The sequence below is a fragment of the Meiothermus luteus genome, assembly GCF_003574085.1.
GTDB classification, from domain to species: Bacteria; Deinococcota; Deinococci; order Deinococcales; family Thermaceae; genus Meiothermus; species Meiothermus luteus.
Genome location: NZ_QWKZ01000042.1, coordinates 1 through 22,479 on the forward strand (window position 1 = coordinate 1; position 22,479 = coordinate 22,479).

Here is a 22,479-nt window from a genome sequence, read left to right on the forward strand (position 1 = left end):
TCCACCCCCTCCCCCAGCCGGGTTTGGCCCCTTAGGACCACCCCTGGCCAGAGGGTTACGTCCGGGGCCAGCTCCACGCTGGGCTCGAGGTAGATGCTCTCCGGAAGAACCATCCGCACCCCCTGGGCCATCCAGTAGGCCCGCAGGCGCTCGAGCAGAACCCTTTCCACCTGGGCGAGCTGGGCGCGAGAGTTGATCCCGAGCAGCTCGTCGGGGTCCTTGGACTCCACCGAGGCCACCTTCTCCCCGGCCTCTCGGTAGATACGGATCAGGTCAGGCAAGTAGTACTCGTTGGCGGCGTTGCGGTTGTCCACCCGCTTGAGCTTTTCCCAGAGGCTGCCGTCAAAGCAGTAGACCCCGGGATTGATTTCCTGAATGGCCTGTTCCTCGGGGGTGGCGTCTTTTTGCTCTACGTTGCGCAGAATTTCTCCCTTTTCGTCCCGCACGATTCGGCCGTAGCCGGTGGGGTCAGCCAGCCTCATGGTCAGCAAAGCCATCCCGGCCCGTTCCCGCCTCAAGACCTCCACCAGCCCCTTTAGGGTTTCCACACGGGTGAGGGGGGTGTCTCCTTGGGTGACCACGATGGGCCCTGGAAAGCCAGCCAGCACGCTTTCAGCCTGGGCCAGGGCGTGGGCGGTGCCAAGCTGCTCCTTTTGCTCTACAAAGGTGAGGCCGGGCTGGTCTGCGAAGGCTTGGCGTACCTGTGCGGCCCCGTGGCCCACCACCACCACCACCCGCTCGGCCCCGCTTTTGAACGCGGTTTCAATGCAATAGCCGACCAATGGTCGGCCCAGGAGGGGGTGTAGCACCTTGGGCAGCTTGGACTTCATCCGGGTGCCCAGACCCGCGGCGAGGATCACCACAGCGTGCGCCATACCCCTTGATTTTATTCGGAAAGCAGGGAGCGGGTGGCCTAAACAGAACCCTTATAGGTGGGGGACTTGGATAACGGGGGGCGAATTCGCTAGCATAGACCCATGCTCCAGTACGACCAGCTTCCTCTGGGCTCTTCCCTTATTGACGCCGAGCTGCCTGACCTGGAGGGTCGCCCCTGTAGGCTGTCTGACTTCAAAGAACCTCTTTTGGTGGTGGTTTTCATGTGCAATCACTGCCCTTATGTAAAGGGCTCCATCGCCGAAGTGGTACAACTCGCAAGGAAGTACGCCGGCAAGGCGGCCTTTGTGGGCATCAACCCCAACGACTACACCCGCTACCCCGAGGATTCTCCAGAGGGCATGCGGGCCTTTGCCCAGGAGCACGGGATTCCTTTTCCCTACCTGCTGGATGAAAGCCAGGCTACAGCCAAAGCCTACAAGGCCCTGCGTACCCCGGAAGTGTTCGTCTTCGACGCGGAGCGTAAGCTGCGCTACCGGGGGCGGGTCAACGACCAGCCTAAAAACCCCGCCGGGGTCACCGACCACACCTTGGACGCGGTGCTAGAAGCCCTTTCCCAAGGGAAAGAACCCCCCGTGGTCCAAGCCGAGGCTATTGGTTGCACCATCAAGTGGAAGCCAGGCAACGAGCCGACCGTGAGCGTTGGCTAGACTAGAGATGAAAAGAAAAGGGCGGTGAGGCTGCCCCTGCCTCCCGCGTTTAGTCCTGTTGGAGCCCGTAGGTTTCCATCGCCTCGCCCCAGGCCTTGCCTATACGGAAACACTCCCAAAGCACCCTAACCGTGCACTTGGGCTGGGGGCGGTTGAGCACCAGGCGGACCGGCTGCTGTGAAGGGCACGAGAGCGGTTCCAGGGTTGGGCGGGTGGCGGTAAGGGTGCTTTCCACGGTTAACCTCCCTGTGTCCCCAGGGTAGCCGAAGTGGTGTTTTTGTGAGTGGATTTTTGCTACGGATTTCTACACCTAAGAATATAGGTATACCATATAGTCTACACCAATGAGTTTGTACTGTTTCTCTTTCTACACAAAAAAGATCCAAGAGGCTGTGTAGCGATCAGCCTGGGTATACCGGTATTAGGTAGCTCCGTGGCCTCGATAAAAATAAAAAACCCCCGGGGTGGGTTTCCGGGGGAACTGGTGGAGCCGAGGGGACTCGAACCCCCGACCTCTTGAGTGCGATTCAAGCGCGCTCCCAACTGCGCCACGGCCCCAGGCACTGGACAGTCTAGCCGGGAATTCGCCGCCTGTCTAGCCTTCCTTGATGCGCACCTCTAGCCGGCCCCGGCGCTCTTGCACCTCGAGCCGGGCCTTGGCCTTGCCGCGCCGGTACTCTGATTTGTAGCGCCCCGGGCTTGCCTGGTGCTTTACCCTTGTCCAACCCCGGTTGGTCAGGTCGCGGTGATGGTGCTCGTAGACCTGGGCGATGCGGTTGCCCCGGTACACCACCAGGATTCCCTGGGGCTCGGCTACTCTTTCAACCACCACCAGCCCCGGTACCAAAGAAACCCGCAGGTCGGCGCTGATGACCAGGACGGGTGGGGGCGGGGTCTCCACCGTAACGCGAATCTGCGCCCAGGAAAGCGATACTAGGGCCAGCCCGGCCAAGGCGAGAAGAGCTTGACGCACCATGCCTTCTACCTTATCCCCTGTGGGTGGGGTGGAAATGTGAATCCTCTAAAGTTGAGGTAAAGGCGGCCCAGCCTTGCGGGATTCTGGTTGCAGCGAGGCCGCCCGAGGCGCAGGGATTTAGAGCCTTTTCAAGGCTTGCACAAGCTGGCCCAGGACGCTTTGCGCGTCGCCGTAGAGCATCCGGGTGTTCTCGGCGTAGAAGAGCTCGTTTTCTACCCCAGCGAACCCTTTACCCTGGCCGCGCTTGATAACGATGGCGTTTTTGGCCTTGTCTACCTCTAGGATGGGCATACCGTAGAGGGGAGAGCCCTTGCGCCTGGCCGCCGGGTTGACCACGTCGTTGGCCCCGATGACCACCGCCACGTCGGCTTGGGGAAACTCGGGGTTGATGTCCTCCAGGTCAAAGAGCTTCTCGTAGGCTACCCCCGCTTCGGCCAGAAGCACGTTCATGTGCCCGGGCATCCGGCCGGCCACCGGGTGGATGGCGAACTTGACCTCTACCCCCTTGGACTCGAGCAGGTCGGCCAGCTCCCTCAGCTTGTGCTGGGCCTGGGCCACGGCCATGCCATAACCGGGCACAAAGATCACTTTGGAAGCGTAGGCCAGCATCACCGCAGCGTCCTCCAGGTCGATCGGCTTGAGGCTGCCTTTGACCTCGCCGGAGTCCTGCTCTACCCCAAAGCCCCCCACCAGGACGCTCCAGAGGCTCCGGTTCATAGCCTTGGCCATCAAGAAGGTGAGCAGGGTGCCTGCAGCCCCCACCACCGTGCCTGCCACGATTAGGGCTGCGTTGCCGATGGCGAACCCCTCAAAGCCTACCGCAAGGCCTGTGAAGGCGTTGTAGAGGGAGATGACCACCGGCATGTCCCCACCCCCAATCGGCAGGGTCATCAGCACCCCGAAGGCTAGGGCCAGCAAGAAGAAGAGGAGCACCATCGGTCCTGGGTTGGTCAGGAGGACCACCAAGGCCAGCAGGAGCGCGGCGATGCCCACCCCTGCGTTCACGGCCTGCTGGGAGGGGAACTGGATGGGCTGGCTGGACATCAGGCCCTGGAGTTTGGCAAAAGCGATGAGGCTACCGGTGAAGGAAACCGAGCCGATAAGGGCCCCCAGGATGGCCAGCAGCTTCAGTCCCTGGGCCTCGCCGAACTCTCCCCGCAAAAGCTCTACGGCGGCGATGGCCCCCGCTGCGCCGCCCCCCATGCCGTTGTAGATGGCCACCATCTGGGGCATATCGGTCATCTGCACCCGCTTGGCGGCAATCCAGGCCACCACCGTGCCGATGACGATGGCTAGGAGCATCAGGCCCTGGTTGCGCATGTCCGGTAGGAGAAAGGTCACCGCCGTGGCCGCCACCATGGCCACTCCTGCCCAGACCACCCCACTGCGGGCGGTGTTGGGCGAGGACATGCGCTTGAGGCCGAGGATGAAGAGCAAAGCAGTGACGAAGTAGATGAGCTGGACGAAGTTTTCCATAGCTAGGAGCAACCCGCCACCGGTTGCCGGCTACTGACCCCCTTTCGGCTTTCGCTCAAACATCTCCAGCATGCGCTCAGTCACCGCGTAGCCTCCGGCGGCGTTGGCTGCCCCTAGGACCACGCCGAAGAAGCCGATGGCCTGCTCGAGCGGGGTTTCAGCGTGGCCCAGCACCACCATGGCCCCCACCACCACGATGCCGTGAATGAAGTTGGAGCCGGACATCAAGGGGGTATGCAGGATGACCGGTACCCGGCTGATGACCTCATACCCAGTAAAAGCCGCCAACAAGAAGATGTAGAGCGCAGCCCAGGTTGCGTCCATCATGAACCTCCTAGAAGCGCCCGGGTGGGCGCATGGGCAATCTGGCCTTGGTGGGTCAAAAGGGCCCCGGCTAGAATTTCGTCGCTCCAGTCGGGCTCGAGCCTTCCCTCTTTGATAAGGAGCTTGGAGAGGTTGTAGAGGTTTTTGGCGTACATCTCGCTGGCGTGTACCGAGAGCGCGCTGGGCAGGTTCAAAGGTCCCACCACCTTAACCCCGTTTATCTCCACAGTTTCCCCAGGGCGGGTTAGCTCGCAGTTGCCCCCTGATTCGGCCGCCAGGTCTACCACCACCGAGCCCGGGCTCATCCGCTCCACCATGTCGGCGGTGATGAGCACAGGGGCCCTGCGGCCTGGCACCTGGGCGGTGGTGATCACCGCGTCCATACCCCCCACCTCCTTGGCCAGGGCCTCGTGCTGAATTTTCTTTTCCTCCTCGGTGAGCTCGCGGGCATAGCCCCCCTCGCCCTCGGCGCTGATGGGCAGTTCAATCACCTTGGCCCCCAGCGACAAGGCCTGTTCGGCGGCTGCCTTGCGCACGTCGTAGGCCCAGACGTTGGCCCCTAGGCGGCGCGCTGTGGCGATGGCTTGCAAGCCAGCCACCCCTACTCCCATCACCATCACCTTGGCCGGGCGGATGGTGCCGGCGGCGGTGGTGAGCATGGGGAAAAAGCGGCTGCTTTCGCGGGCGGCGATTAGGGCGGCCACATACCCTGCCACCGTGGCCTGGGAGGAGAGCACGTCCATGCTCTGGGCCCGGGTGATGCGGGGGATAAGCTCCATGGCCAGGGCGGTTAGGTTGCCGGTGGCCATGGTCCTGACCCGTTCTGGGTCGCGGTGCGGGTACATTAGACCCACCAGGATGGTGCCGGTCTCGAGCCGCGCCAGCTCCGGGGTTGGAAGGGGCTGCACGGTGAAGACCACCTGGGCCCCAGAGAAAAGCTGCTCGCGGTGCACCACTTCGGCCCCCGCCTTCCAGTAGGCCTCGTCGGAGAAGTGAGCGGCAGCCCCTGCCCCGGTTTCCAGGCGCACCCCTACACCCTCTTTGACCAGCCGACCTACCACCTCTGGGGTCAGAGCCACCCGGCGCTCGCCGGGTGCGGTCTCCTTGGGGACTGCAATCTGAACCATTCCACCTCCACACTCAGCCCTCAGGCCCCAGCCCAAGGGGTTCCCCGTTGGGACACAAGCGGCAGTATACCAGGCCTATGCAAAAAACGGGCCCTCGCCCTTATAAGTATGCGTGCTCAGCTCGGTTATAATCGCGCTATGCAGACAAAAGCCCTCACGGTGGTGGCGGTGCTTTCGGCTGGTGTGGTCGCCATCTCTTTCGGTTCCATCTTCGTGCGCTTGGCCAGCCAAAGCGTGGGGGAGAGTGGTCTGGCCTTTAGCCTGGTGATGAGCGCCTTGCGGATGGCCGTGGCCAGCCTGCTCCTGCTGCCGGCCTGGTGGGGCCTGCGGGCCATGAGGGTCCGTCAGAATCCCTGGCCCTATGCCTTGGGGGCAGGTTTTTTTCTCGCCCTTCACTTCGCTACTTGGATCACCTCTTTGGGCCTTACCAGCATTGCGGCCAGTACGGTGCTGGTTACCTCCACTCCGGTTTGGATGGCCCTGTTTTCCTGGTGGTGGCTTGGGCTGCCCCCCAGCCGCTTGACCCTCGTGGCCATCGGGATAGCCCTGGGAGGAGCAGCGGTGGTGGGGCTGGCCGATCTGGGCGGCGGCCCAGCCAAAGACCCCTTGCTGGGCAACCTGTTGGCCTTGTGTGGAGCCTTGGCAGCGGCGGTGTACCTGCTCCTGGGCCGCGAGGCCCAGCGGCGGGGAATGGGCATCGGGGTCTATATCGCCGTGGCCTACACCATAGCGGCCCTTTTGTTGCTGCCCTTGCCCCCCCTGTTGGGGGCAGGCTACCTGGGTTACCCGCCCCTCACCTACCTCTGGATTGCCCTGATGGCGCTTTTCCCCCAGCTCGTGGGCCATACCAGCCTGAACTGGGCCATGCGCCGGGTCCACCCTGTGCTGGTGAGCCTGGTGACCCTGCTGGAGCCTGTGGGGGCCAGCCTGTTGGCCCTGCTCATCTTTGCCGAGGTGCCCTCGGTTCAGGTGGTGTGGGGAGGGTTATTGCTGCTGCTGGGGGTAGGGCTGGCCATCTGGGGGAACCGGGGGTGAGGCAGCCGTTTTGGGTTATGCTGGGCCCGATGCTGCGGCTGGGGGTGGACTTTGGGCTGACCAACACCGATGCAGTTTTGGTAGAGGGCCAGCGAATCGTCGCTGAAAAGACCCTGCAAACCGGCCCGGCCAGCCTCGAGGCTCTTCATCAGGTGCTGGAAACTTTGGGGTTGAAGCCTGCGCAACTGGAGCTCATCGCCTGTACCGGGGGTCTTTCCCGCCGTCTGCCCGACGACCTCGAGGGGCTGCAGCTGGAGAAGGTCGGGGAGGCCCTGGCGGTGGGCCGGGGCGGCCTGGCCCTAGCAGGGCTTTCCGAGGCCTTGGTGGTCTCCGCGGGAACTGGAACCGCCATGATCGCGGCTCGAGGTGCTACTGCCCAGCACTTCACCGGTTCGGCGGTGGGCGGAGGCACGCTGCTCGGACTCTCCCGGCTGCTGTTGGGCACCGCCGACCCCTTGGAGGTGGCCCGTCTGGCCGAGAAGGGCGACCCTGGCCGGGTGGACGCCACCCTTCTAGACGTGATTGGGGGTGGCATAGGCCACCTCCCCCCTGATGCCACCGCGGTCAACCTAGGCCGCCTGGTGCGGGAAGCCCCTCCTCGCCCTGAGGACCTGGCTGCGGGGCTGGTGACCCTGGTGGGCCAGGTAATCGCCGTGATCTCCCTCAATGCGGCGAGGGCCGCTGGCCTTTCCCAGATTGTGCTGGTGGGCCACCTGACCGACCTGGCCCCTGTCCGGGCCGCTTTGGAGAGGGTCTGGTACTTCTACCGGGTGGAACCCAGGCCCCTTATTCCCCCCAAAGCGGGCCTTGCCACAGCCTACGGCGCGGTCTTGTGCAGCCTGGGGTAGCCCCCTGTTCGTCGAGCTCCTTTTATAGAATGGGGCCCATGGACATGCTCCAGATTATCGCTGAGCTGGCCCAAAAGACCCCCTCCAAGATTCTCCTGGTCGTGCTGGATGGTGTAGGTGGGCTGCCCCAGGGGCCTGGCGGCCCCACCGAGTTGGCTGCGGCCCATACCCCCAACCTAGACGAGCTGGCCAGGGAGAGCGCGCTGGGGCTTCTCACCCCGGTCTACCCTGGCCTTGCTCCCGGCTCAGGGCCGGGCCACCTGGCGCTTTTTGGCTACGACCCCTTTCGCTACTTGGTGGGGCGGGGGGCTCTTTCGGCCATCGGCATAGGGGCCGACTTCAAGGATGGCGATGTGGCGGTGCGGGGCAACTTCGCCACCCTGGACGAAAGCGGCCGGGTGGTGGACCGCCGAGCGGGCCGCCCCAGCAACGAGGAAAACGCCCGGGTGGTGGGCAAGCTGGGGTCGGCTATACAGGAGCTCGAGGGTGTGCGGGTAAGCTTTTACACCGAGTCCGAGCACCGCTTCGTGGTGGTTCTGCGGGGGGAGGGTCTGGGCGAGCAGGTCACCGATACCGATCCCCAGAAGACGGGCGTGGCCCCTGCGTTGGCCCAGGCCAAGGCGGCCGATGCCCAAAGCCAGCGCACCGCCCGGGTGCTCAACCTCCTGGCCGAGCGCATCCGAGCGGTCCTCTCCGATGAGCCGAGGATTAACGGGGCACTTTTCCGGGGGGTTTCCCTCAAGCCCCGCTTTCCCCAGATGTCCGAGGTGTACCAGCTCAGGCCGGCCTGCATCGCCAGCTACCCTATGTACAAGGGGCTGGCCAGCCTGGTGGGGATGGAGGTGCTGCCTGTAGAAGGGGTAGAGGACGCCCTGGAGGGCAAACTGAAGGCACTGCGGGAGAGCTGGGACCGCTTTGACTTCTTCTACTTACACTTCAAGAAGACCGATGCTGCCGGAGAAGACGGGAACTTTGCGGAAAAGGTGAAGAAGATAGAAGCCTTTGACCGGCTGCTGCCCGAACTCCTGGCCCTAAAACCCGAGGTGCTGGCCATCACCGGAGACCACTCCACCCCTTCGGCCCTCAGGGCCCACTCCTGGCATCCGGTGCCCCTTTTGCTCCGGGCCCCCTGGCTGCGCAACGACCCTACCCAGCGCTTCACCGAGGATGAGGCGGCCCGGGGCAGCCTGGGGCACCTGCGCGGGGTGGAGCTGATGCCCTTGCTGTTGGCCCATGCAGGGAAACTGCAGAAGTATGGGGCTTGAGCTACCGGTTGCCTGCGGCGGTCTGGGTGGGTAGGCGATAGGTGTGGCCATCGGGGGCATCGTCGGTCTCGGCGGTGATGAGCCGCCCCGACTTGAGCCGGGTTCCTTCCCCGACCAGCCAGACCGCGCCCCAAGGTCGGTAGGTGCTGGATAGGGTGTCCTGGACCACCCGGCCATCGCTAAAGCGGATGGTGCGGTGAACCTGCACGGTGGCCCCTTCGGCAGCCCAGTCTACCTGGACAAAGCGCTGGGGCGGCAGATCAGGGGTGGCGATGTAGCGGGGCGGCAGGGCTGGGGTGCGGCTCAGGTACACTGGGCCACTCCAGCTCACGCTGCGGTCCTTGGTGCCGAAGATGCGGAAAGTGAGGCGGTCCTTGCTCACGCTGCTTTGGATGAGCAGGTGGCCGGGGGTATCGTTTTTGAACTTTAGGTCGAGGTGGGGCAAGAACACCGCCGCGTCCAACCCGGTGGGCTGGTAGTAGCGCACCTGGTAGCTGTGGGGGCGGCGTTGTGTGATGGGCAGACCCGCAAAGTAGGCTGAGCGGAAAAGGGTGGTGGAAACCTGGCATATGCCCCCGCCTACACCTTCTAGGGTCTGCTCACCGGAGATTACGAAGGCCTTTTTGAAACCGGTGCGCTCGGAAACCTCTCCTACCGCCTGGGCAAAGGAGAAGACCACCCTGGGAGGCACCAGTACCCCATTCAAGCGGCGGGCCCCAAGCCGGATGTTGTAGCTGCGCTCGTAGGAGGAGCCGGTGAAAGATGTGGTGGCCTCGGCCAGAAGCTGGCGAACGCCTAAGCGGTAGTAGTAGGTGGTTCCCTGGGGATGCAGGAGGTAGACCACGGGCAGCTCAAATTCCTCCCGCTTTTGCTTTAGGGCCTCCTGGTAGCGCCTTTTAGCCTCGGCCAGGTTAAAGCGGTGACCCACCTGGTCTACCAGCACCCAGTCTTTTAGGGCGGGCTCGTAGACCCAGCGGGCCTCTTGGGCTGGGCGGGCAGCGCGGGTCAGCAGCTCCTCGAGCTGCCCCACCCCTCCAATCTTGATGCGCTGGTGGGTGCCTAAGGTGAGGATTTCCCCTTTTTCAATGCGGTTTTCCAGGGCGTAGTAGAGGCCATCGGGGCCGGCCAGGGCCGTAGAGATCCAGCCTAGGATGGCTAGGGCGGCCAGGCGCATACCCCCAGTCTAAGCCCCCAGCCCCCTTAGGCCTGTGACGCCTAACCCCGGCCCCGCTCGTGCCGGGCTATCCATTCCTGGAGCACCGCCTCGTACTGCTCGGGGGCAAGGCGCACCTGATCGTAGAACCCGGCCCGCAGGCGCTGGCGCTGGGCCTCAAAGAGGATTACCGCCGCCGCTACCGAGACGTTCAGGCTCTGCACCATGCCCAGCATGGGAATCCGAACGTGACCGTCGGACAGGGCCGCGGCCTCGGGGGAGACCCCCCACTTCTCGGTGCCCAGCAGGATGCAGGTGGGCCGGGTGTAGTCGGCCTCGCGGTAGTCCACAGCCTGTTCGGAGAGATGGGCGGCGAGTACCTGGAAGCCCTGGGCTTTTAGGTGGGTGAGGGCGGAGAGGGTGTCCTCGTGGACCCTGAGGGCAACCCATTTGACCGCTGAGCCGGAGGTCTCGAGGTGGGTTTTCCCCTCGAGCTGAAGCCCTTCCTCCACCTCGGGCAGGCCGTGCTTGGGCGGGACGGCGTGGGCCTCCAGCACCCCCACTGCGTCGCAGGAGCGCAGAATGGCTGAGAAGTTGTGGGGTTTGTGGACCCGCTCCATCAGCACCGTGAGGTCGGGCTGGCGCTTGTCCAGCACCGCGCGCATCCGGGCCAGTCGTTCAGGCGTCACCTCTGGAGATTCTACCGTGTCAAAATGGTCCCATGAAAGCGGTTTTGGTTGAGGAAAACGGCCCGCCTGAGAAGCTCCGCTACCAAGAGGTGCCCGACCCTAGCCCCAAGGCGGGGGAGGTGCTCATCCGCACCACCCTTACCAGCCTCAACTTCGCCGATGTGCTGGCCCGCCGAGGGGGGTACGAGGCTGGGGCTGCCCCTCCTTTTATCCCAGGCCTGGATGTGGTGGGGACCGTGGAGGCGTTGGGCGAGGGGGTGGATGGGCTTCAGGTGGGGCAGCGGGTGGCCGCGTTTGCCGCCGGGGGCTCGTACGCAGAGAAGGTGCTCGCCAAGGCGGTGCTCACCTACCCGGTGCCCCCCGACTTGCCCGATGAAGCGGTGGCCGGTCTTACTGTGCTGGTCACCGCCTACAACGCCTTGGTCTGGGCGGGGCGGATGGAGCCAGGGGAACGGGTCTTGGTCCAGGCCGCTGCCGGTGGGGTGGGCAGCACCGCGGTGCAGATGGCCAAGGCCCTGGGCGCGGGTTTGGTCTTTGGCGCGGTGAGCCGGATGGAAAAGGCGGAATTTGTGCGTGGGCTGGGGGCCGACGCAGTTCTGACCTACGAGGGCTTGGCCGAACGGGTGCTTGAGCTTACCGACCAAAACGGGGTGGACCTGATCTTAGACTCGGTAGCGGGCCAGGTTTTTGAGGAAGGCCTGCGCTGCTTGGCCCCCTTTGGCCGGCTTGTGGTCTTTGGCCATGCCAGCGGCCAGCCTGGCCGCTTTGAGACCCGGCCGCTGCACCGCCAGACCAAGGCCGTGGTGGGCTACAGCAGCGGGCACTACCGCAGGAGCCGCCCGGAGCGGCTCAGGCCCAGCGTGGAGGCGGTGTTCTCCTTGCTGCGGCAAGGGAGGGTTCGGCTTCAGGTTGGGGCCCGGTTCCACCTGAGCGAGGCCAGCCAGGCCCACGCTCTCATGGAGAGCCGCAGGAGCGTGGGCAAGATTCTGCTGTATCCTTAGGCCCCATCAGGGCGCCTTTGAGCATTGGCCCGCAGACGCTCAATCAGGGGGCGAAGCAGTTCGCGCTTCAGCTTTAGGGCTTGGCGGTTGACGATGAAGCGCGCGGTGGAATGGGCCAGTACCTCCAGCTCCGCCAGCCCCGCGGCCCGTAGGGTAGCTCCGGTCTGCACCACGTCCACCACCGCGTCGGCCAGGCCGGTCAGTGCAGCCAGTTCCACATTCCCAGAAAGCGGGATCACATCGGCCACCCAGCCGCGCTCGCGCAGGACCTGGGCGGTAAACCGGGGGTACTTGGTGGCGATGCGCCGAAGGGGGCCGCTGGCTTTAGGATGGCGGATGAGAGAGAGCCGGCAGGCCCCCGTGCCCAGGTCTACCGGCTCATACACGTCTCGTCCGGACTCCAAGAGGACGTCCTTGCCCACCACCCCCACGTCGGCAATGCCCAGGTCTACGTAGGTGGGCACGTCGTGGTTGCGCAGCTCCAGAAGCGCCACGCCTCCCTCCCGGCCGTGGAGCAGGGCTCGCCCCTCGCCCAAGGGGGGCAGATCCAGCCCGGCCTCGAGGAGGGCCTTGTAGCCGTCGGTGAAGTTGCGCCCCTTGGGCAGGGCCACCACCAGGGTGTAGCGTCCGCGAATCATCCCTGCTCTTATATCACAGCGCCCCCTTGCCGGTGAAAGCTGGTATAGAATCTCAGGCTTTTATCACGACCCTCGAATTAGCTTGAGCAGGGGTTGAGGATTAGCCGAGAACCTCCTGACCGAGCGCAACACGGGCCACTTTTTGCGATGCAAGAGGCTCAGGATCACATCCCGTAAGTACATCAGTCCCGCCGCCCCCTTGCGGCTGCGCGAGGCGTCCTCTCCCAACACCGTGTCCCGCTTGTGGTGGATGCCCGCAGACTGGTCAGGGCATAGGCGGCGGTCTACGCTTCATGCTCTAAACATAACTGTCCCCCTTCGTTTCGAATAGGTTCTTACCAGCTTCTAGGTAAGCCTCGGGATGGGTCAACGACAGTCGCGGCAGCTAGAGTGCGGGCGGGGCTGCCTAATTGCCCGCTGAATGGTCGCTCCCAGGAGTCAGCACCCGGGGGCCCGCCAGCTCCACCACCCGGTCGAAGCGCCTGTGCAGCGCCTCGTCCCCGTGCAGCACCACCACCAAGGCTTTTCCCGCGGTTCGGCGTAGGATGAGATCGAGCACCCCCTCGCGGCTCTGGGTGTCTAGGTTGGCCAGGGGCTCGTCCAGGAGGTAGAGATCGGCCTCCTGGCACAGCAGCGCCCCGATGGCGGCCTTCTGGCGCTGCCCCGAGGACAGGGCCTCCGGGCGGTGATCCTCCAGGCCCTCCAGCCCCAGCTCCCGGCGGAGCCCGGCGTCGGGGACCAGCTCGCGTACCGTCAGGGGCGGCAGTTCGGGAGGGGCCGTAAGCGCGGCCACCCGCCCGGGCAGCTCCACCTCGCCCTCTTGGGGGGCTAAATACCCCGCCAGCACGTGCAGTAGGGTGGTCTTACCCGTGCCATTGGAACCCACAAGGAGCAGGCGCTCACCCGGGCGGATTTGTAGCCGCGGCAGTTCCAGCAAGGCCCCGCCCGCGTAGGCCACCCGCACCCCTTGAAGCCAGGCTTCGGCGGCCGTCCGCACGTAGGGAGCAGGCGCGGAGGAGAGCAGCCCGTGGACGCGCTCGAGGACCTGCGCGTGGCGGTGGAACTCGGGCGCCCTGCGCAGCAGGGAAAAGGTGTTGTCCACCGCCCGCCAGAAGGCGTTGACGAAGGCTAGGTAACCGCCGAAGCTCAGCGCGCGGGACAGGACGAAGTAGCCCCCCACGACCAGCGCCAGCGTGTTGGCCAGATTCATGAACACGTCGCTCCAGGACTGCTGGGCCTGCACCAGCCGTTGGCTGCGGTAGGTGCCATCGAGGTAAGCGCCCAGGGCCTCCTGGTTGGTGGCCAGGGTCGGGGGGACAAGGCGGGGTATGCCCCGCAGGGCCCGGAAGGCCTTGAGCGACTGGGAGAGAACCTCGAGGTAGCGAGCCTCCGCTTCCCGCTCGTTCTCGGCGGCCCGACGAACCCTCGTCCCGACCCGCTGCGCAACCCACAGCAGTGGCGGAACCAGTATCGCCAGGGCCAGGGTAGCCTGCCACGAAAGGTACAGCAGCACCCCCAGGAAGGTCAGGGCCGCCAAGGCCTGGCGGGCCACGGCGACCAGGAGGGAAACCGCGGGGGCTAGCCCCTCGAGGACATCCTGGTGAACCCGGCTTACAAAGGCCCCGGCCCCCTCGCGGCTGAAGTCCCGCCAGTCGAGGTGGAGGACCTTTTTCAGCAGCCGCCCCTCCACCTCGAGCACCACCCGGTTGACGAAGGCCTTCTGCCAGAGCGAGACGGCCCAGAACAGGGCAATCAGGCCCAGCCCCGCGGCGAGGTAGGCGAGCCCCAGGAGCCAGAAGCGCCGGAAGTCTTGCGTGACCACCGCCTCTTCAAAGAGCCACTTGAGCATCAACGGGTGGAGCAGGGCCTCGGCCGCGCTCACCAGGCTGCTAACCGCCAGCAGGCGCAGGAACTCGCCCCTGCGCCCCTCCAAGAGGAGCCATAACGCCTTCATTGGATGTCACCTCGTCCAGCATAAAGTCAGCGGGGCCGGGGCTCGCCACCCGGTGCAGCGCCCGCAGAACCCCGGCGCAACCGGTCGCGAAGTCGCAGGAGACCCGCAGCAGCCCCTCACCGGGAACGGCCAGCCCCTCCAGGGTTCGCCCCTGGGGTAGGGCGCTTGTGCGCGGTACAAAGAGGTAGAGGGTGCGTAGCCCCTCCGGTTGTTGCTCCAGCCGCGTGAGGTAGGTGGGTTCCCTGGTGAACAGGTAGGCGTCGAGGAGGGTATCGATGACCCCAGCCAAACCAAACAGGTAGCCCGGGAGTGCGGCTAAGCTCGTTAAGCACTGGCCGGGCCTGCTCAAGCCACCCGTAGCGCAGCAGCACCTTGGCCACCCCCGCGTTTCCAACCTCGACGTAGGGCTCGAGGGTGCCTTTATGGCGGAAGCTCACCATGCCGGGCCCTGTTCGCTCGGCCCGGGAAAGGTCGAAGCGTAGCGCAGCCTCATAGGGCGGGGAGCTATGCCAGTGCCGTCGAGCCGTTGCAGGATCTTCCACTCACGGCGCAGGAGCGTTTTCGTGTCGTAAGACCCCAGGGCGTCAAAGTTGGTGTAGGGCCGGGCCTCTTTGATTACCACCCGTCGCCCGGTGCGCCAGTCCCGTGCCAAGTAGACCCCTCCACTGTTAGAGAAGCTGAGCGCCTCCAATACCTCGTAGCGGCCGTTGAGTATCGGAGGCGTGTCCTCCTCCGGGGGGGTCCAGTCGTCGAAGGGCCAATCCACCCAAGGGGGAGGGGCGAAATACGGCTCGCGCCGGTCGGGAACCAGCTTCAGTGTGGGTGTAGCGATTGCTGGAATCCGGCGACCTAGCTCGTCTACAATGTACCGCTGGCGGAAGGCGCCGTAGCGGAAGTACACCGTTTGCGAGTCCTTGTAGCGCAGGTCGGAGAGAATGTAGGCGCCCGCCTCACCCGTGAGCCTTTCAGCTAGGCTCTGGATCACCTCACGAAACAGCCGCACCGAGGCGGGATAGGCGGTGATGAACTTGCCTGAGCTGCCGCGAGCCATGGCCTTGGAGTTGAGCCACTCGAGCACGTTGTGGTCCAGCGCGAACTTGAACGCCACCTGCTGCTCTTCGAATAAGCTCGCCGCCTTGGCCAGTACCCGCTCGGCGTTGCCGGGGTGGGCGCTGACATGAATCTTCCACCCCTGCTCCGGCAGCGCCGCCCCGTCGTCGTAATAGACTGCCCACCAGATGCCCTCCCGGACCGCCCGCTCGCGCGCCTCCCCGGTCAACACGTCGGCAAAGCCCCTACCCTGAGGTTGGTAGTACGTGTCCAGAGCCTCGTAGAACAGGCTATCGTCCCAAACGTACAGGAATCGGTCTACCCAACGCTCATCCCTCATCGCTCTGACCTCGTGGTTCCCTGCTCCTGGAGTGCCGCTCTGCCCGAGGGCTGGCCCGTCAGCCCAGCTGCGCCGGGGTATGCCGGCGCAGCTGTTCTGGAAGCTCAGGTTACACTGGCCTCACACAACAGGCGCTGAAGCTGCTCGTCCAACTCCCTGCGATGTAGTTTGGATCCTGCCGGGTGGCCATCCTCTGTAGGCTGAGAACCCTCATCGTGTTTCCTCCTTTCCGACCGTACTCCTGGGGGTCGCTTCTAAAGGTAGAGCCACGGGATTTTGGATTCAAGTTAGAAACTCATATCCCGGCTAGTAAAAACTCACACCCCGCGCCACCCCCGGCAGTGGGGGAGCAGTCCTAAGTAGTACAGCGCCAGCTCCACCCGGTTCTCCAGGCCCAGCTTTTCCTGTAGGCTGAACACCCAGTTGTATACCGTTCGCTTAGACACGCCCAGCCTCCGGGCGATCTCGTCATCGCACAGCCCCAGCGCCACGTGGCGCATCACCTGCCGCTCGCGGACGGTCAGGCTGTCCGGTTCCAGGGGCGGGAGTTTGTGGAAGGGCTGATGCTGGGCGACGGCTCGCAGACCCTGGAGGACATCCTCCGGGTCTGCGGAGGTGGCTAGGATCCCCTCCGGCTGTAAGTCCATCAGGTCGCGCAGGTAGTGGGGAGAGGGGCACTGGGTCACGATGAGGCAGGGCCGGGGGAGCTGAACTAGGCCCCACAAGGCGAAGCCCCAGGGTGCATCCAGCACCAGGTGGACAGGGCGGGAAAGCGAAGCGGACTTCAGAAGGGTCAGGCCGTGGAGCCGTACGGTCTCGACGCCGCTATGGCAGGTCACGCTGTGCCCATTCTAGTAGAGTCAAAGCGGGGAGGCCTGTTTAGGTTGAGCCCTCACCCCAGACTCCGCCGGTACGTCAGCGCCTCGGCCAGATGGGCTTCCCCAATGCGCTCCGAGCCCGCCAGGTCGGCAATCGTCCTGGCCACCCGCAGGATGCGGTCGTAGGAGCGGGCGGTGAGGGCTAGGCGCTGGGTAGCAGTCTGCAAGAGGGCCTCGGAAGAGGGAGAAAGCGTCGTGTGTCGCCGCAACTCGCGGCCCAAGAGCTCGCTGTTCAGTTTGCCCTGGCGGGACTGCATCCGCTCCCGCGCGGCCAGCACCCGTTCCCGCACCACCGCGGTAGACTCCCCCTCGGGGGCTCGGGCGAGTTCGGCTGGAGTCAGCTGGGGGACTTCCACCACCAAATCAAAGCGGTCGAGCAGGGGGCCGCTGATGCGGTTCACATAGCGCAGGCGCTGGCTGGGGGTGCAGCCACAGGGCCTTTCGGGGTCGCCGTACCAGCCGCAGGGGCAGGCGTGTGGAGTGCAATCGGGGTATTCAGGGTAATCTGTGCTATCTTGTTCCCCGCAAGAAGCCGGGGCCAGGGTTGAAGGTGGAGCTACGGGCTTTATTGGTGGAGGAGCACCGCCGAACCGGAGCCAGCGCCCGCAGCCTGGCGAGGAAGTACGGGGTGAGTAGGTAGTTATAAAATTCCCAAAAAGCTACGTAGATGTTAGGGATTGAATGCTAAGTTTTTAGTGGAGGTTGATGCTGTATGGAAAACATGCAAAGGATACAGAATGTCCGGAGGTTTTTAACCCTTCTTGCAGAAGACGATAAGTTTAGACAGGATTTTCAACGGAATCCAGGAATAGCCCGTGCTTACTTGAACGTTCTGGGGGACAGCACCCCGGTGGTCGCCCACTCTTTACCGATTACTCTTCCCTCGAAGGACGAGGTACGACGCGCCCTACAGAGCTATGACTTTGCCCTGGAGCACACGACCGACGTAGTGAAGTTTGAGGGCTGGGGGTCTTGGTCTGCGTGGGCTGCCTGGGTATTTGTCTTTCTGGCTGAGACCGGTGAAGAGAAGGAAATGAACTGATCGGATTGCGGTCTCAGACACGATGAGGGTCAAGCGTTCAAAATATGTGGCCTACTTCATTGGTGAGGGCATTATCCCAGACCTGGTTCATTTATTCCAGGGCAAGGTTGAATTGCGGCATGAGATAAAGATAATTGCTACCTCGGCTCTTTCCGAGGCAGAGATTTTGCTTACGCCAGAAGAATTTAGTAGTCTATTCAATTTGTCGTCCCACTTGTGGAGTGAAGTGGATCCCTTGGAAGAAGCGAGGCTGATTTGTTGGGCTAAATCGGGTCTGCTGCTTACCGATTTACAGGAGGACTGGGCTTGCGCTCATCGCAAAAGGGAAGAGGTTCTTGATCAAGAACTTTGGCATTGTCGAAGTGCGGTCTTTCACTTCCTGGCTAAGTGGAAAGGCGTAAAGCTTTTTCCCGATATCAGTTGGGAAGAAAAAGACCCATACGCTTTTGCCATGCAAAGCATGGCAAAGGGTATAGACTCCTGGCGTAAACTCGAGCCTTCTCCCTCCCCATTCTGGAGTCATCCCGGCACGTTGGCCAGACTTCCTCTTCCACCGCCGAGCCAGAGTGAGGATTCCGAGTTTTTGTTGACGCTCCAGATGCGTTGCTCCACACGTCGCTTTGAGCGCAAATCAGCCTTACCTCTGGAAAAAATATCTACGATTCTTCACTACGCCTTTGCGCCGCAGGGTATCGCCGAATCGGTGTATACCGTTGTCCACAAGACTAGCCCGTCGGGTGGGGGGTTGCATCCCACAGAAGCCTATTTGCTGGTACGCAGGGTTGAAGGGCTGCAACCAGGGCTTTACCACTACAATGCCGAAAAGCATACTTTGGAATTAATAAGGGAATTATCTGAAGAAGAAGCCTCTATAAAGGCAGTTGATTACGCTGCGGGCCAGCCTTACGCACGAGATGTTGGAGCGGCTATCATTCTGGCTGCACGCTTTTACCGAAACCATTGGAAGTATCGGAGGAACGAGAGAACCTATCTGGTTATGGCAATGGATATAGGCCATTTGGGCCAAACGTTGTACTTACTCACCACGTATTTTGGACTTGGGGGCTTTTTTACCGCAGCCGTAAATGCCTCCGATATTGAACAGGATCTAGAGTTAGATGGTGCCCAGCAAGGTGTTATGGCCATGTTTGCACTTGGGATCAAGCACCCTGAGGCGAAGCCAGAGTTCGCTCCGCTTGCTACCAAGGGGGTTTGGGGTGGGTGTTCTGGAGACCGAACATAGATCGGTAAGTGACCCCCCGAAGGGTTCTGCGATGGTCGAAGCCGCCTCGCTCGAGAAGCGGTACGGCTCTGTACACGCCTTGCGGGGCGTTTCCTTTCGATTGGAGCCGGGCGAACGGGCCGTGGTTTTAGGGCCGAACGGTTCGGGCAAGACCACAACCCTAGAGATCCTGGGTGGTTTCCTTCAACCCTCCTCGGGAAGGGCTTGGGTTTTTGGGGTGGAGTCCACGAGGCTTTCGCCCAGGGAGCGGCGGTACATGGGCTTTGTTTTCCAGGACAAGCCGGGCTTGTACCCAGAGCTTTCTGTGCGGGAAACTCTGGAGCTCTTCGGGGGTTACTACCCGAGCCCCATTCCCCCCGTACAGCTCCTGGAGGGGCTCGGCCTAGCGGAAAGGCAAAACCGCAGGGTACGGCACCTGAGCGGCGGCGAGCGGCGGCGCTTGGAGCTGGCGGTAGCGTTGGTGGGACGACCCCGCCTGGTCTTCCTAGATGAGCCTACCACCGGACTTGACCCGGAGGCCCGCCAACGCATCTGGGGGCTGCTCGCAGGTTTGGCCCAGAACGGGATGACGTTTATTCTCACGACCCACTCCTTGGAGGAGGCCGAGCGGCTGGGGCAGCGGGTGCTGCTGCTAAAGGATGGAGAACTCTTATTCGACGGGCCGCCCCAGACCATGATCGCTCGCTCTGGCCTGCCCCACCGTATCAGTTTCCGCAAGTTCGGGGAGCACCTTCCCCCTAGCTTAGCCTCACGGGCCGTTGCCGATGGCGAGAGATTTACTTTGAACAGCCTGAGGCCAGAGGAAGACCTCCTGGCCCTGAGAGAGAGCGGCCTCGATTTGGCTGATCTACAGGTGCGGAGCCCCACCTTAGAGGAAGCTTACTTGGCCCTGGTGCGAGGAGGTGTACGTGTTCAGGACGCTACCCCTGCTGGCTAGGGAAACCCTTTGGCAGGCCCGCATCTACCTGCGCGACCGAGCAGCCGTCTTCTTTACCTTCGCCTTTCCGATTTTAGTGCTTTTCTTCTGGAGTTGGCAGGGGACGAACGTGCTTACTGCTGCGGCCTTCGTGGCCGCGCTGGCTCTGGCTATGGCAGGCTATGCGGGTCTGGCGATGGGCATCGCGGCAGCGCGGGAGGAGGGGTTGCTCAAGCGTATCCGTAGCACCCCCCTTCCCATGTTCGCCCACATCACCGCTCGGGCGCTGGCTGCGGGGGTCTTGGGAGCTCTTGCGGTGGGGTTGACGCTGGGGGTGGGGGTAACCGCGCTGGGTCTGCCGCTCGCAGTGGGCAAGGCGATGGGGCTATTGCCGGGGCTTCTGGCCGGGTTTATCGCCCTAGGGGGTTGGGGGCTGGTGGTGGGTAGTTTGGCGAAAACCGCAGCCGCGGCTTCCTACCTAGCGAACCTCACCCTATTCCCCCTGTTTCTACTCTCAGCCGCTGCCCAGCGCGGGATGTTGCCCGATTGGGCAGCGGCCATCACGCCCTGGCTGCCGTTGCAGAGTTTGTCAATACTAATCCAACAGACGCTTGCTGGAGAGGGATGGTCCCTGCTTCCCCTGCTTACATTGCTGGTTTGGGGTGGGCTGGGGCTTGTCTTGGCAGCCTGGCGCCTTTCCCGCCCTCTATAGCCTTTACTCACCGGAGGGCTACCATGTTCATGTGGACTTGGAGGCGGTTTGGGCTGCTGGACGGCATAGGGAGGGGCTGGCCTGGTGTCTGCGGCGGCTCCAACGTTCACCAGGCGGGCTTTGCGCTCGTTATGCCCTGGAGTTCGCCCTCGAGCTGCCAGACGAATCTTTGTTGGCCCAGCTTTTCAACACCGATAACCCGCACCCGGAGTTTCTGGCCCTGAAAAGCCAGCTTCTCTGGCAGCGTGGCCGGCTCCAGGAGGCGCTGGAAATGGCTCAGCGGGCCTACCGGCAGCAGCCCGGTGTCCTTACCGCTTTGGCCTTGGGCACCGCCGTGGCCTTGCGTAGCACCCAGGAAGCCGAGGCTTGGTACAAGGAAGCACTCCGCTCCGCTGAGGCGGCAGGGCAACCCCACCGTGCTGTGCAAGCCGCCGCGATGCTGGCGCAACTCCAGGTGTTGCTGGGGGCTTATGGCCAAGCGGAGGCTTGGGCCCAGTGGGGCCTGAACCTAGCCAAGGCTATTGGCATGAGGCACCCAGGGATACAGAACAACCTGTACATGGCCCGAGGTTATGCCCAAACCTTGGGAGGGCGGCTTTTATCCCTGCCCCCGCTGGAGCTGAGCCAACCCGAGGCCCTGGTTGCCCGGGGAGATTTCTGGCTGGCCTTGGGAGAGCCCGAGGCTGCGCTGGAAACGTACCAAAGCTTACACAAGCGCCTCTCCGAGCGGAGTCTGATCCTCCCCCTCCTGGCTCGAAAAGTACGGGCCTTGCTGGAGCTAGGACAACTTGAGGATGCCTTGCACACGGGCCGAAAAGCCCGCACTTTGGCTGAGGGTACCCTAGACTCTTTTCGTGACTGGGGCGAGCTGGCATACCTGCTTCCGGTAGCGCTAACCGCTCCGTCGGAAGCAGCGGGGCCTCTATACAGCCTGCTCAAGCGGCTTGTGGTGCGGCGCAACGCTCCCCGCTCGGCTATGGCTGCCCTGTACCTGGCCCAGGCTTATCTACGCTTGGGCTTGAAGAGCAAAGCGCAGGCTATCCTCCGGGACGCTTGGTGGGCGCTCGAGGGTCTAAGCCCCTCAGGCCGCGCTTTCTTGGCCGGGCCTGCTCAGTTCTTTGATGGGGTTTTTGCTCTGTTACAACCTACGCCCCATTTGCGTCTACACTTTCTAGCTATCCCTACAGCCTGGCTTGGTTCTGCTAAGGTTAGCCTTAGCCCAAGGCAGCAGGAGATTGTCGCAGCCCTGGCTCTTCATCCCAACGGCCTCAGCGCGGAAGGGCTAGCCCTCTGGGTATGGGGTGAAGGGGGTAAAGCAGAAACAGTCCGTACCGAGATGCAGCGCTTGCGGCGTAAAATCCCTCTTTTGAGCCGGCCCTATCAGCTCAATTGTACAGTTTGGGCCGATTTTATTGACGTGCGGGAGCGACTTTTACAGGGGGACTTGGCTGGGGCTTTAGCGTTGTATGGAGGCCCATTCCTACCCGGCTCCGAGGCTCCCGGTGCGGTGGAATTAAGGGAGGAGCTCTGGAGCCTGATCAAGACCACTCTAGCCAGCCAGGGTACCCCCGGGCAGATATACGAGCTGGCCTTCCAGGAAAACGATCCCGAACTGTGGCAGATGGCCTTGGAACGCTTGCCGAATGACGATCCTCGCCAAGCCCTGTTGAAGGCGAGGCTAAAGCGCTTTCTCGCCTATGACTAGGCCAGGCTCCGCCGGTACGTCAGCGCCTCGGCCAGATGGGCTTCCCCAATGCGCTCCGAGCCCGCCAGGTCGGCAATCGTCCTGGCTACCCGCAGGATGCGGTCGTAGGAGCGGGCAGTCAGGGCTAAGCGCTGGGTAGCAGCTTGCAAGAGGGCCTCGGAAGAGGGAGAAAGCGTCGTGTGTCGCCGCAACTCGCGGCCCAAGAGCTCGCTGTTCAGTTTGCCCTGGCGGGCTTGCATCCTTTCCCGGGCTACCAGCACCCGCTCCCGCACCACGGCAGTGGACTCGCCCTCGGGGGCTCGAGACAACTCCTGCGGGGTCAGGCGGGGCACCTCCACCACCAGGTCGAAGCGGTCGAGCAGGGGTCCGCTGATGCGGTTCACATAGCGCAGGCGCTGGGTGGGGGTACAGGCGCAGCTTCGCTCCGGGTCGCCGAACCAGCCGCAGGGGCAGGCGTGTGGAGTGCAATCGGGGTATTCAGGGTAATCTGTGCTATCTTGTTCCCCGCAAGAAGCCGGGGCCAGGGTTGAAGGTGGAGCTACGGGCTTTATTGGTGGAGGAGC

Annotated in this window: 23 protein-coding genes, 1 tRNA gene and 1 pseudogene; 10 read left to right on the forward strand and 15 right to left on the reverse strand. The window is 63.3% G+C overall.

All coding sequences use genetic code 11. The features are described 5' to 3' along the window. The coding region (locus Mlute_RS07710; RefSeq protein ID WP_147371047.1) for a bifunctional UDP-N-acetylglucosamine diphosphorylase/glucosamine-1-phosphate N-acetyltransferase GlmU at positions 1–875 on the reverse strand (875 nt) is incomplete at its 3' end. Between the two features lie 102 nt (positions 876–977). Here Mlute_RS07710 and Mlute_RS07715 point away from each other — a divergent pair. Beyond that, positions 978–1,544 carry a thioredoxin family protein gene (locus Mlute_RS07715; RefSeq protein WP_119360142.1) on the forward strand — a complete coding sequence of 189 codons (567 nt, stop codon included), beginning with the start codon at positions 978–980 and terminating at the stop codon, positions 1,542–1,544. 49 nt (positions 1,545–1,593) lie between these two features. Here Mlute_RS07715 and Mlute_RS15845 read toward each other — a convergent pair whose 3' ends face one another. The 6 genes from Mlute_RS15845 to Mlute_RS07745 all read right to left on the reverse strand — a co-directional run bounded on the left by Mlute_RS15845 (position 1,594) and on the right by Mlute_RS07745 (position 5,447). Continuing rightward, a complete protein-coding gene (locus tag Mlute_RS15845) occupies positions 1,594–1,779 on the reverse strand; it encodes a hypothetical protein (protein WP_119360143.1) in 186 nt (61 codons plus the stop codon). A 247-nt stretch (positions 1,780–2,026) separates the two neighbouring features. Continuing rightward, positions 2,027–2,102, reverse strand: a tRNA-Ala gene (locus tag Mlute_RS07725). 37 nt (positions 2,103–2,139) lie between these two features. Then, on the reverse strand, positions 2,140–2,520 hold the full coding sequence (locus Mlute_RS07730; protein ID WP_119360144.1) for a hypothetical protein: 381 nt from the start codon (positions 2,518–2,520) through the stop codon (positions 2,140–2,142). 117 nt (positions 2,521–2,637) lie between these two features. Next, a complete protein-coding gene (locus Mlute_RS07735; RefSeq protein ID WP_119360145.1) occupies positions 2,638–3,996 on the reverse strand; it encodes an NAD(P)(+) transhydrogenase (Re/Si-specific) subunit beta in 1,359 nt (452 codons plus the stop codon). Between the two features lie 30 nt (positions 3,997–4,026). Further along, positions 4,027–4,320: an NAD(P) transhydrogenase subunit alpha gene (locus tag Mlute_RS07740; RefSeq protein WP_119360146.1), complete on the reverse strand. Its 294-nt coding sequence runs from the start codon at positions 4,318–4,320 to the stop codon at positions 4,027–4,029. Next, positions 4,320–5,447 (reverse strand): Re/Si-specific NAD(P)(+) transhydrogenase subunit alpha, encoded by a 1,128-nt coding sequence (locus Mlute_RS07745; protein WP_119360147.1) that lies wholly within the window; start codon positions 5,445–5,447, stop codon positions 4,320–4,322. The genes Mlute_RS07740 and Mlute_RS07745 overlap by 1 nt, the downstream gene beginning before the upstream one ends. Before the next feature lie 138 nt (positions 5,448–5,585). Between Mlute_RS07745 and Mlute_RS07750 the strand changes: the two genes are divergently transcribed. The 3 genes from Mlute_RS07750 to Mlute_RS07760 are packed head-to-tail and all read left to right on the forward strand — an operon-like array spanning position 5,586 to position 8,595. Continuing rightward, a complete protein-coding gene (locus tag Mlute_RS07750; RefSeq protein ID WP_119360148.1) occupies positions 5,586–6,482 on the forward strand; it encodes a DMT family transporter in 897 nt (298 codons plus the stop codon). Positions 6,483–6,511: 29 nt separating this feature from the next. Next, on the forward strand, positions 6,512–7,330 hold the full coding sequence (locus Mlute_RS07755) for an acetate and sugar kinases/Hsc70/actin family protein (RefSeq protein ID WP_119360149.1): 819 nt from the start codon (positions 6,512–6,514) through the stop codon (positions 7,328–7,330). 38 nt (positions 7,331–7,368) lie between these two features. Further along, on the forward strand, positions 7,369–8,595 hold the full coding sequence (locus Mlute_RS07760) for a 2,3-bisphosphoglycerate-independent phosphoglycerate mutase (protein ID WP_119360150.1): 1,227 nt from the start codon (positions 7,369–7,371) through the stop codon (positions 8,593–8,595). A 1-nt stretch (position 8,596) separates the two neighbouring features. Here Mlute_RS07760 and Mlute_RS07765 read toward each other — a convergent pair whose 3' ends face one another. Together Mlute_RS07765 and trmH are read right to left on the reverse strand one after the other, a co-directional pair. Continuing rightward, positions 8,597–9,769, reverse strand: a complete 1,173-nt coding sequence (locus Mlute_RS07765; protein ID WP_119360151.1) for a VanW family protein — start codon at positions 9,767–9,769, stop codon at positions 8,597–8,599. Between the two features lie 41 nt (positions 9,770–9,810). Then, positions 9,811–10,437 (reverse strand): tRNA (guanosine(18)-2'-O)-methyltransferase TrmH, encoded by a 627-nt coding sequence (trmH, locus tag Mlute_RS07770; RefSeq protein WP_119360152.1) that lies wholly within the window; start codon positions 10,435–10,437, stop codon positions 9,811–9,813. 32 nt (positions 10,438–10,469) lie between these two features. Here trmH and Mlute_RS07775 point away from each other — a divergent pair, with 32 nt between their 5' ends. After that, complete coding sequence (locus Mlute_RS07775) at positions 10,470–11,438, forward strand: quinone oxidoreductase family protein (protein WP_119360153.1); 969 nt, start codon at positions 10,470–10,472, stop codon at positions 11,436–11,438. Here the strand turns inward: Mlute_RS07775 and hisG are convergent. The 5 genes and pseudogenes from hisG to Mlute_RS07810 form a co-directional block, all read right to left on the reverse strand. Further along, entirely contained in the window at positions 11,435–12,076 is a 642-nt protein-coding gene (hisG, locus tag Mlute_RS07780) for an ATP phosphoribosyltransferase (RefSeq protein ID WP_119360154.1), read from the reverse strand. The two genes, Mlute_RS07775 and hisG, sit on opposite strands and share 4 nt — an antisense overlap. Before the next feature lie 406 nt (positions 12,077–12,482). Then, positions 12,483–14,030 (reverse strand): ABC transporter transmembrane domain-containing protein, encoded by a 1,548-nt coding sequence (locus tag Mlute_RS07790; protein ID WP_119360155.1) that lies wholly within the window; start codon positions 14,028–14,030, stop codon positions 12,483–12,485. Between the two features lie 433 nt (positions 14,031–14,463). Next, positions 14,464–15,420 carry a class III lanthionine synthetase LanKC N-terminal domain-containing protein gene (locus Mlute_RS07800; protein ID WP_119360157.1) on the reverse strand — a complete coding sequence of 319 codons (957 nt, stop codon included), beginning with the start codon at positions 15,418–15,420 and terminating at the stop codon, positions 14,464–14,466. Positions 15,421–15,737: 317 nt separating this feature from the next. Further along, complete coding sequence (locus Mlute_RS07805) at positions 15,738–16,259, reverse strand: response regulator transcription factor (protein WP_119360158.1); 522 nt, start codon at positions 16,257–16,259, stop codon at positions 15,738–15,740. 53 nt (positions 16,260–16,312) lie between these two features. After that, a pseudogene (locus Mlute_RS07810) lies at positions 16,313–16,768 on the reverse strand (magnesium chelatase subunit ChlI family protein); the annotation flags it as partial. A 242-nt stretch (positions 16,769–17,010) separates the two neighbouring features. On the opposite strand from Mlute_RS07810, the gene Mlute_RS07815 reads away from it, so the two are divergent. Genes Mlute_RS07815 through Mlute_RS07835 form a run of 5 tightly spaced genes read left to right on the forward strand, consistent with a single transcriptional unit; the run spans position 17,011 to position 21,916 of the window. Then, entirely contained in the window at positions 17,011–17,340 is a 330-nt protein-coding gene (locus Mlute_RS07815) for an NHLP-related RiPP peptide (protein WP_119360159.1), read from the forward strand. A gap of 22 nt (positions 17,341–17,362) precedes the next feature. Next, positions 17,363–18,583 carry a putative peptide maturation dehydrogenase gene (locus Mlute_RS07820; RefSeq protein ID WP_119360160.1) on the forward strand — a complete coding sequence of 407 codons (1,221 nt, stop codon included), beginning with the start codon at positions 17,363–17,365 and terminating at the stop codon, positions 18,581–18,583. A gap of 31 nt (positions 18,584–18,614) precedes the next feature. After that, the gene (locus Mlute_RS07825) at positions 18,615–19,520 is read left to right on the forward strand and encodes an ABC transporter ATP-binding protein (protein ID WP_182482502.1); all 906 of its coding nucleotides are present in this window, start codon (positions 18,615–18,617) and stop codon (positions 19,518–19,520) included. After that, positions 19,492–20,211, forward strand: a complete 720-nt coding sequence (locus Mlute_RS07830; protein WP_182482503.1) for an ABC transporter permease — start codon at positions 19,492–19,494, stop codon at positions 20,209–20,211. Before Mlute_RS07825 ends, Mlute_RS07830 begins: the two co-directional genes overlap by 29 nt. 31 nt (positions 20,212–20,242) lie before the next feature. After that, on the forward strand, positions 20,243–21,916 hold the full coding sequence (locus Mlute_RS07835; RefSeq protein WP_147371048.1) for a hypothetical protein: 1,674 nt from the start codon (positions 20,243–20,245) through the stop codon (positions 21,914–21,916). Here the strand turns inward: Mlute_RS07835 and Mlute_RS07840 are convergent. Further along, the coding region (locus Mlute_RS07840; RefSeq protein WP_245958895.1) for a magnesium chelatase subunit ChlI family protein at positions 21,913–22,479 on the reverse strand (567 nt) is incomplete at its 5' end. The two genes, Mlute_RS07835 and Mlute_RS07840, sit on opposite strands and share 4 nt — an antisense overlap.

Coding starts and splice junctions, on each gene's coding strand:
- Mlute_RS07745 (WP_119360147.1), bottom strand. CDS start 5,447: ATGGTTCAGATTGCAGTCCCCAAGGAGACCGCACCCGGCGAGCGCCGG.
- Mlute_RS07750 (WP_119360148.1), top strand. CDS start 5,586: ATGCAGACAAAAGCCCTCACGGTGGTGGCGGTGCTTTCGGCTGGTGTG.
- Mlute_RS07755 (WP_119360149.1), top strand. CDS start 6,512: ATGCTGCGGCTGGGGGTGGACTTTGGGCTGACCAACACCGATGCAGTT.
- Mlute_RS07820 (WP_119360160.1), top strand. CDS start 17,363: ATGAGGGTCAAGCGTTCAAAATATGTGGCCTACTTCATTGGTGAGGGC.
- Mlute_RS07730 (WP_119360144.1), bottom strand. CDS start 2,520: ATGGTGCGTCAAGCTCTTCTCGCCTTGGCCGGGCTGGCCCTAGTATCG.
- Mlute_RS07800 (WP_119360157.1), bottom strand. CDS start 15,420: ATGAGGGATGAGCGTTGGGTAGACCGATTCCTGTACGTTTGGGACGAT.
- Mlute_RS07715 (WP_119360142.1), top strand. CDS start 978: ATGCTCCAGTACGACCAGCTTCCTCTGGGCTCTTCCCTTATTGACGCC.
- Mlute_RS07790 (WP_119360155.1), bottom strand. CDS start 14,030: ATGAAGGCGTTATGGCTCCTCTTGGAGGGGCGCAGGGGCGAGTTCCTG.
- Mlute_RS07735 (WP_119360145.1), bottom strand. CDS start 3,996: ATGGAAAACTTCGTCCAGCTCATCTACTTCGTCACTGCTTTGCTCTTC.
- Mlute_RS07740 (WP_119360146.1), bottom strand. CDS start 4,320: ATGGACGCAACCTGGGCTGCGCTCTACATCTTCTTGTTGGCGGCTTTT.
- Mlute_RS07765 (WP_119360151.1), bottom strand. CDS start 9,769: ATGCGCCTGGCCGCCCTAGCCATCCTAGGCTGGATCTCTACGGCCCTG.
- Mlute_RS07815 (WP_119360159.1), top strand. CDS start 17,011: ATGGAAAACATGCAAAGGATACAGAATGTCCGGAGGTTTTTAACCCTT.
- Mlute_RS07825 (WP_182482502.1), top strand. CDS start 18,615: ATGGTCGAAGCCGCCTCGCTCGAGAAGCGGTACGGCTCTGTACACGCC.
- Mlute_RS07760 (WP_119360150.1), top strand. CDS start 7,369: ATGGACATGCTCCAGATTATCGCTGAGCTGGCCCAAAAGACCCCCTCC.
- Mlute_RS07775 (WP_119360153.1), top strand. CDS start 10,470: ATGAAAGCGGTTTTGGTTGAGGAAAACGGCCCGCCTGAGAAGCTCCGC.
- hisG (WP_119360154.1), bottom strand. CDS start 12,076: ATGATTCGCGGACGCTACACCCTGGTGGTGGCCCTGCCCAAGGGGCGC.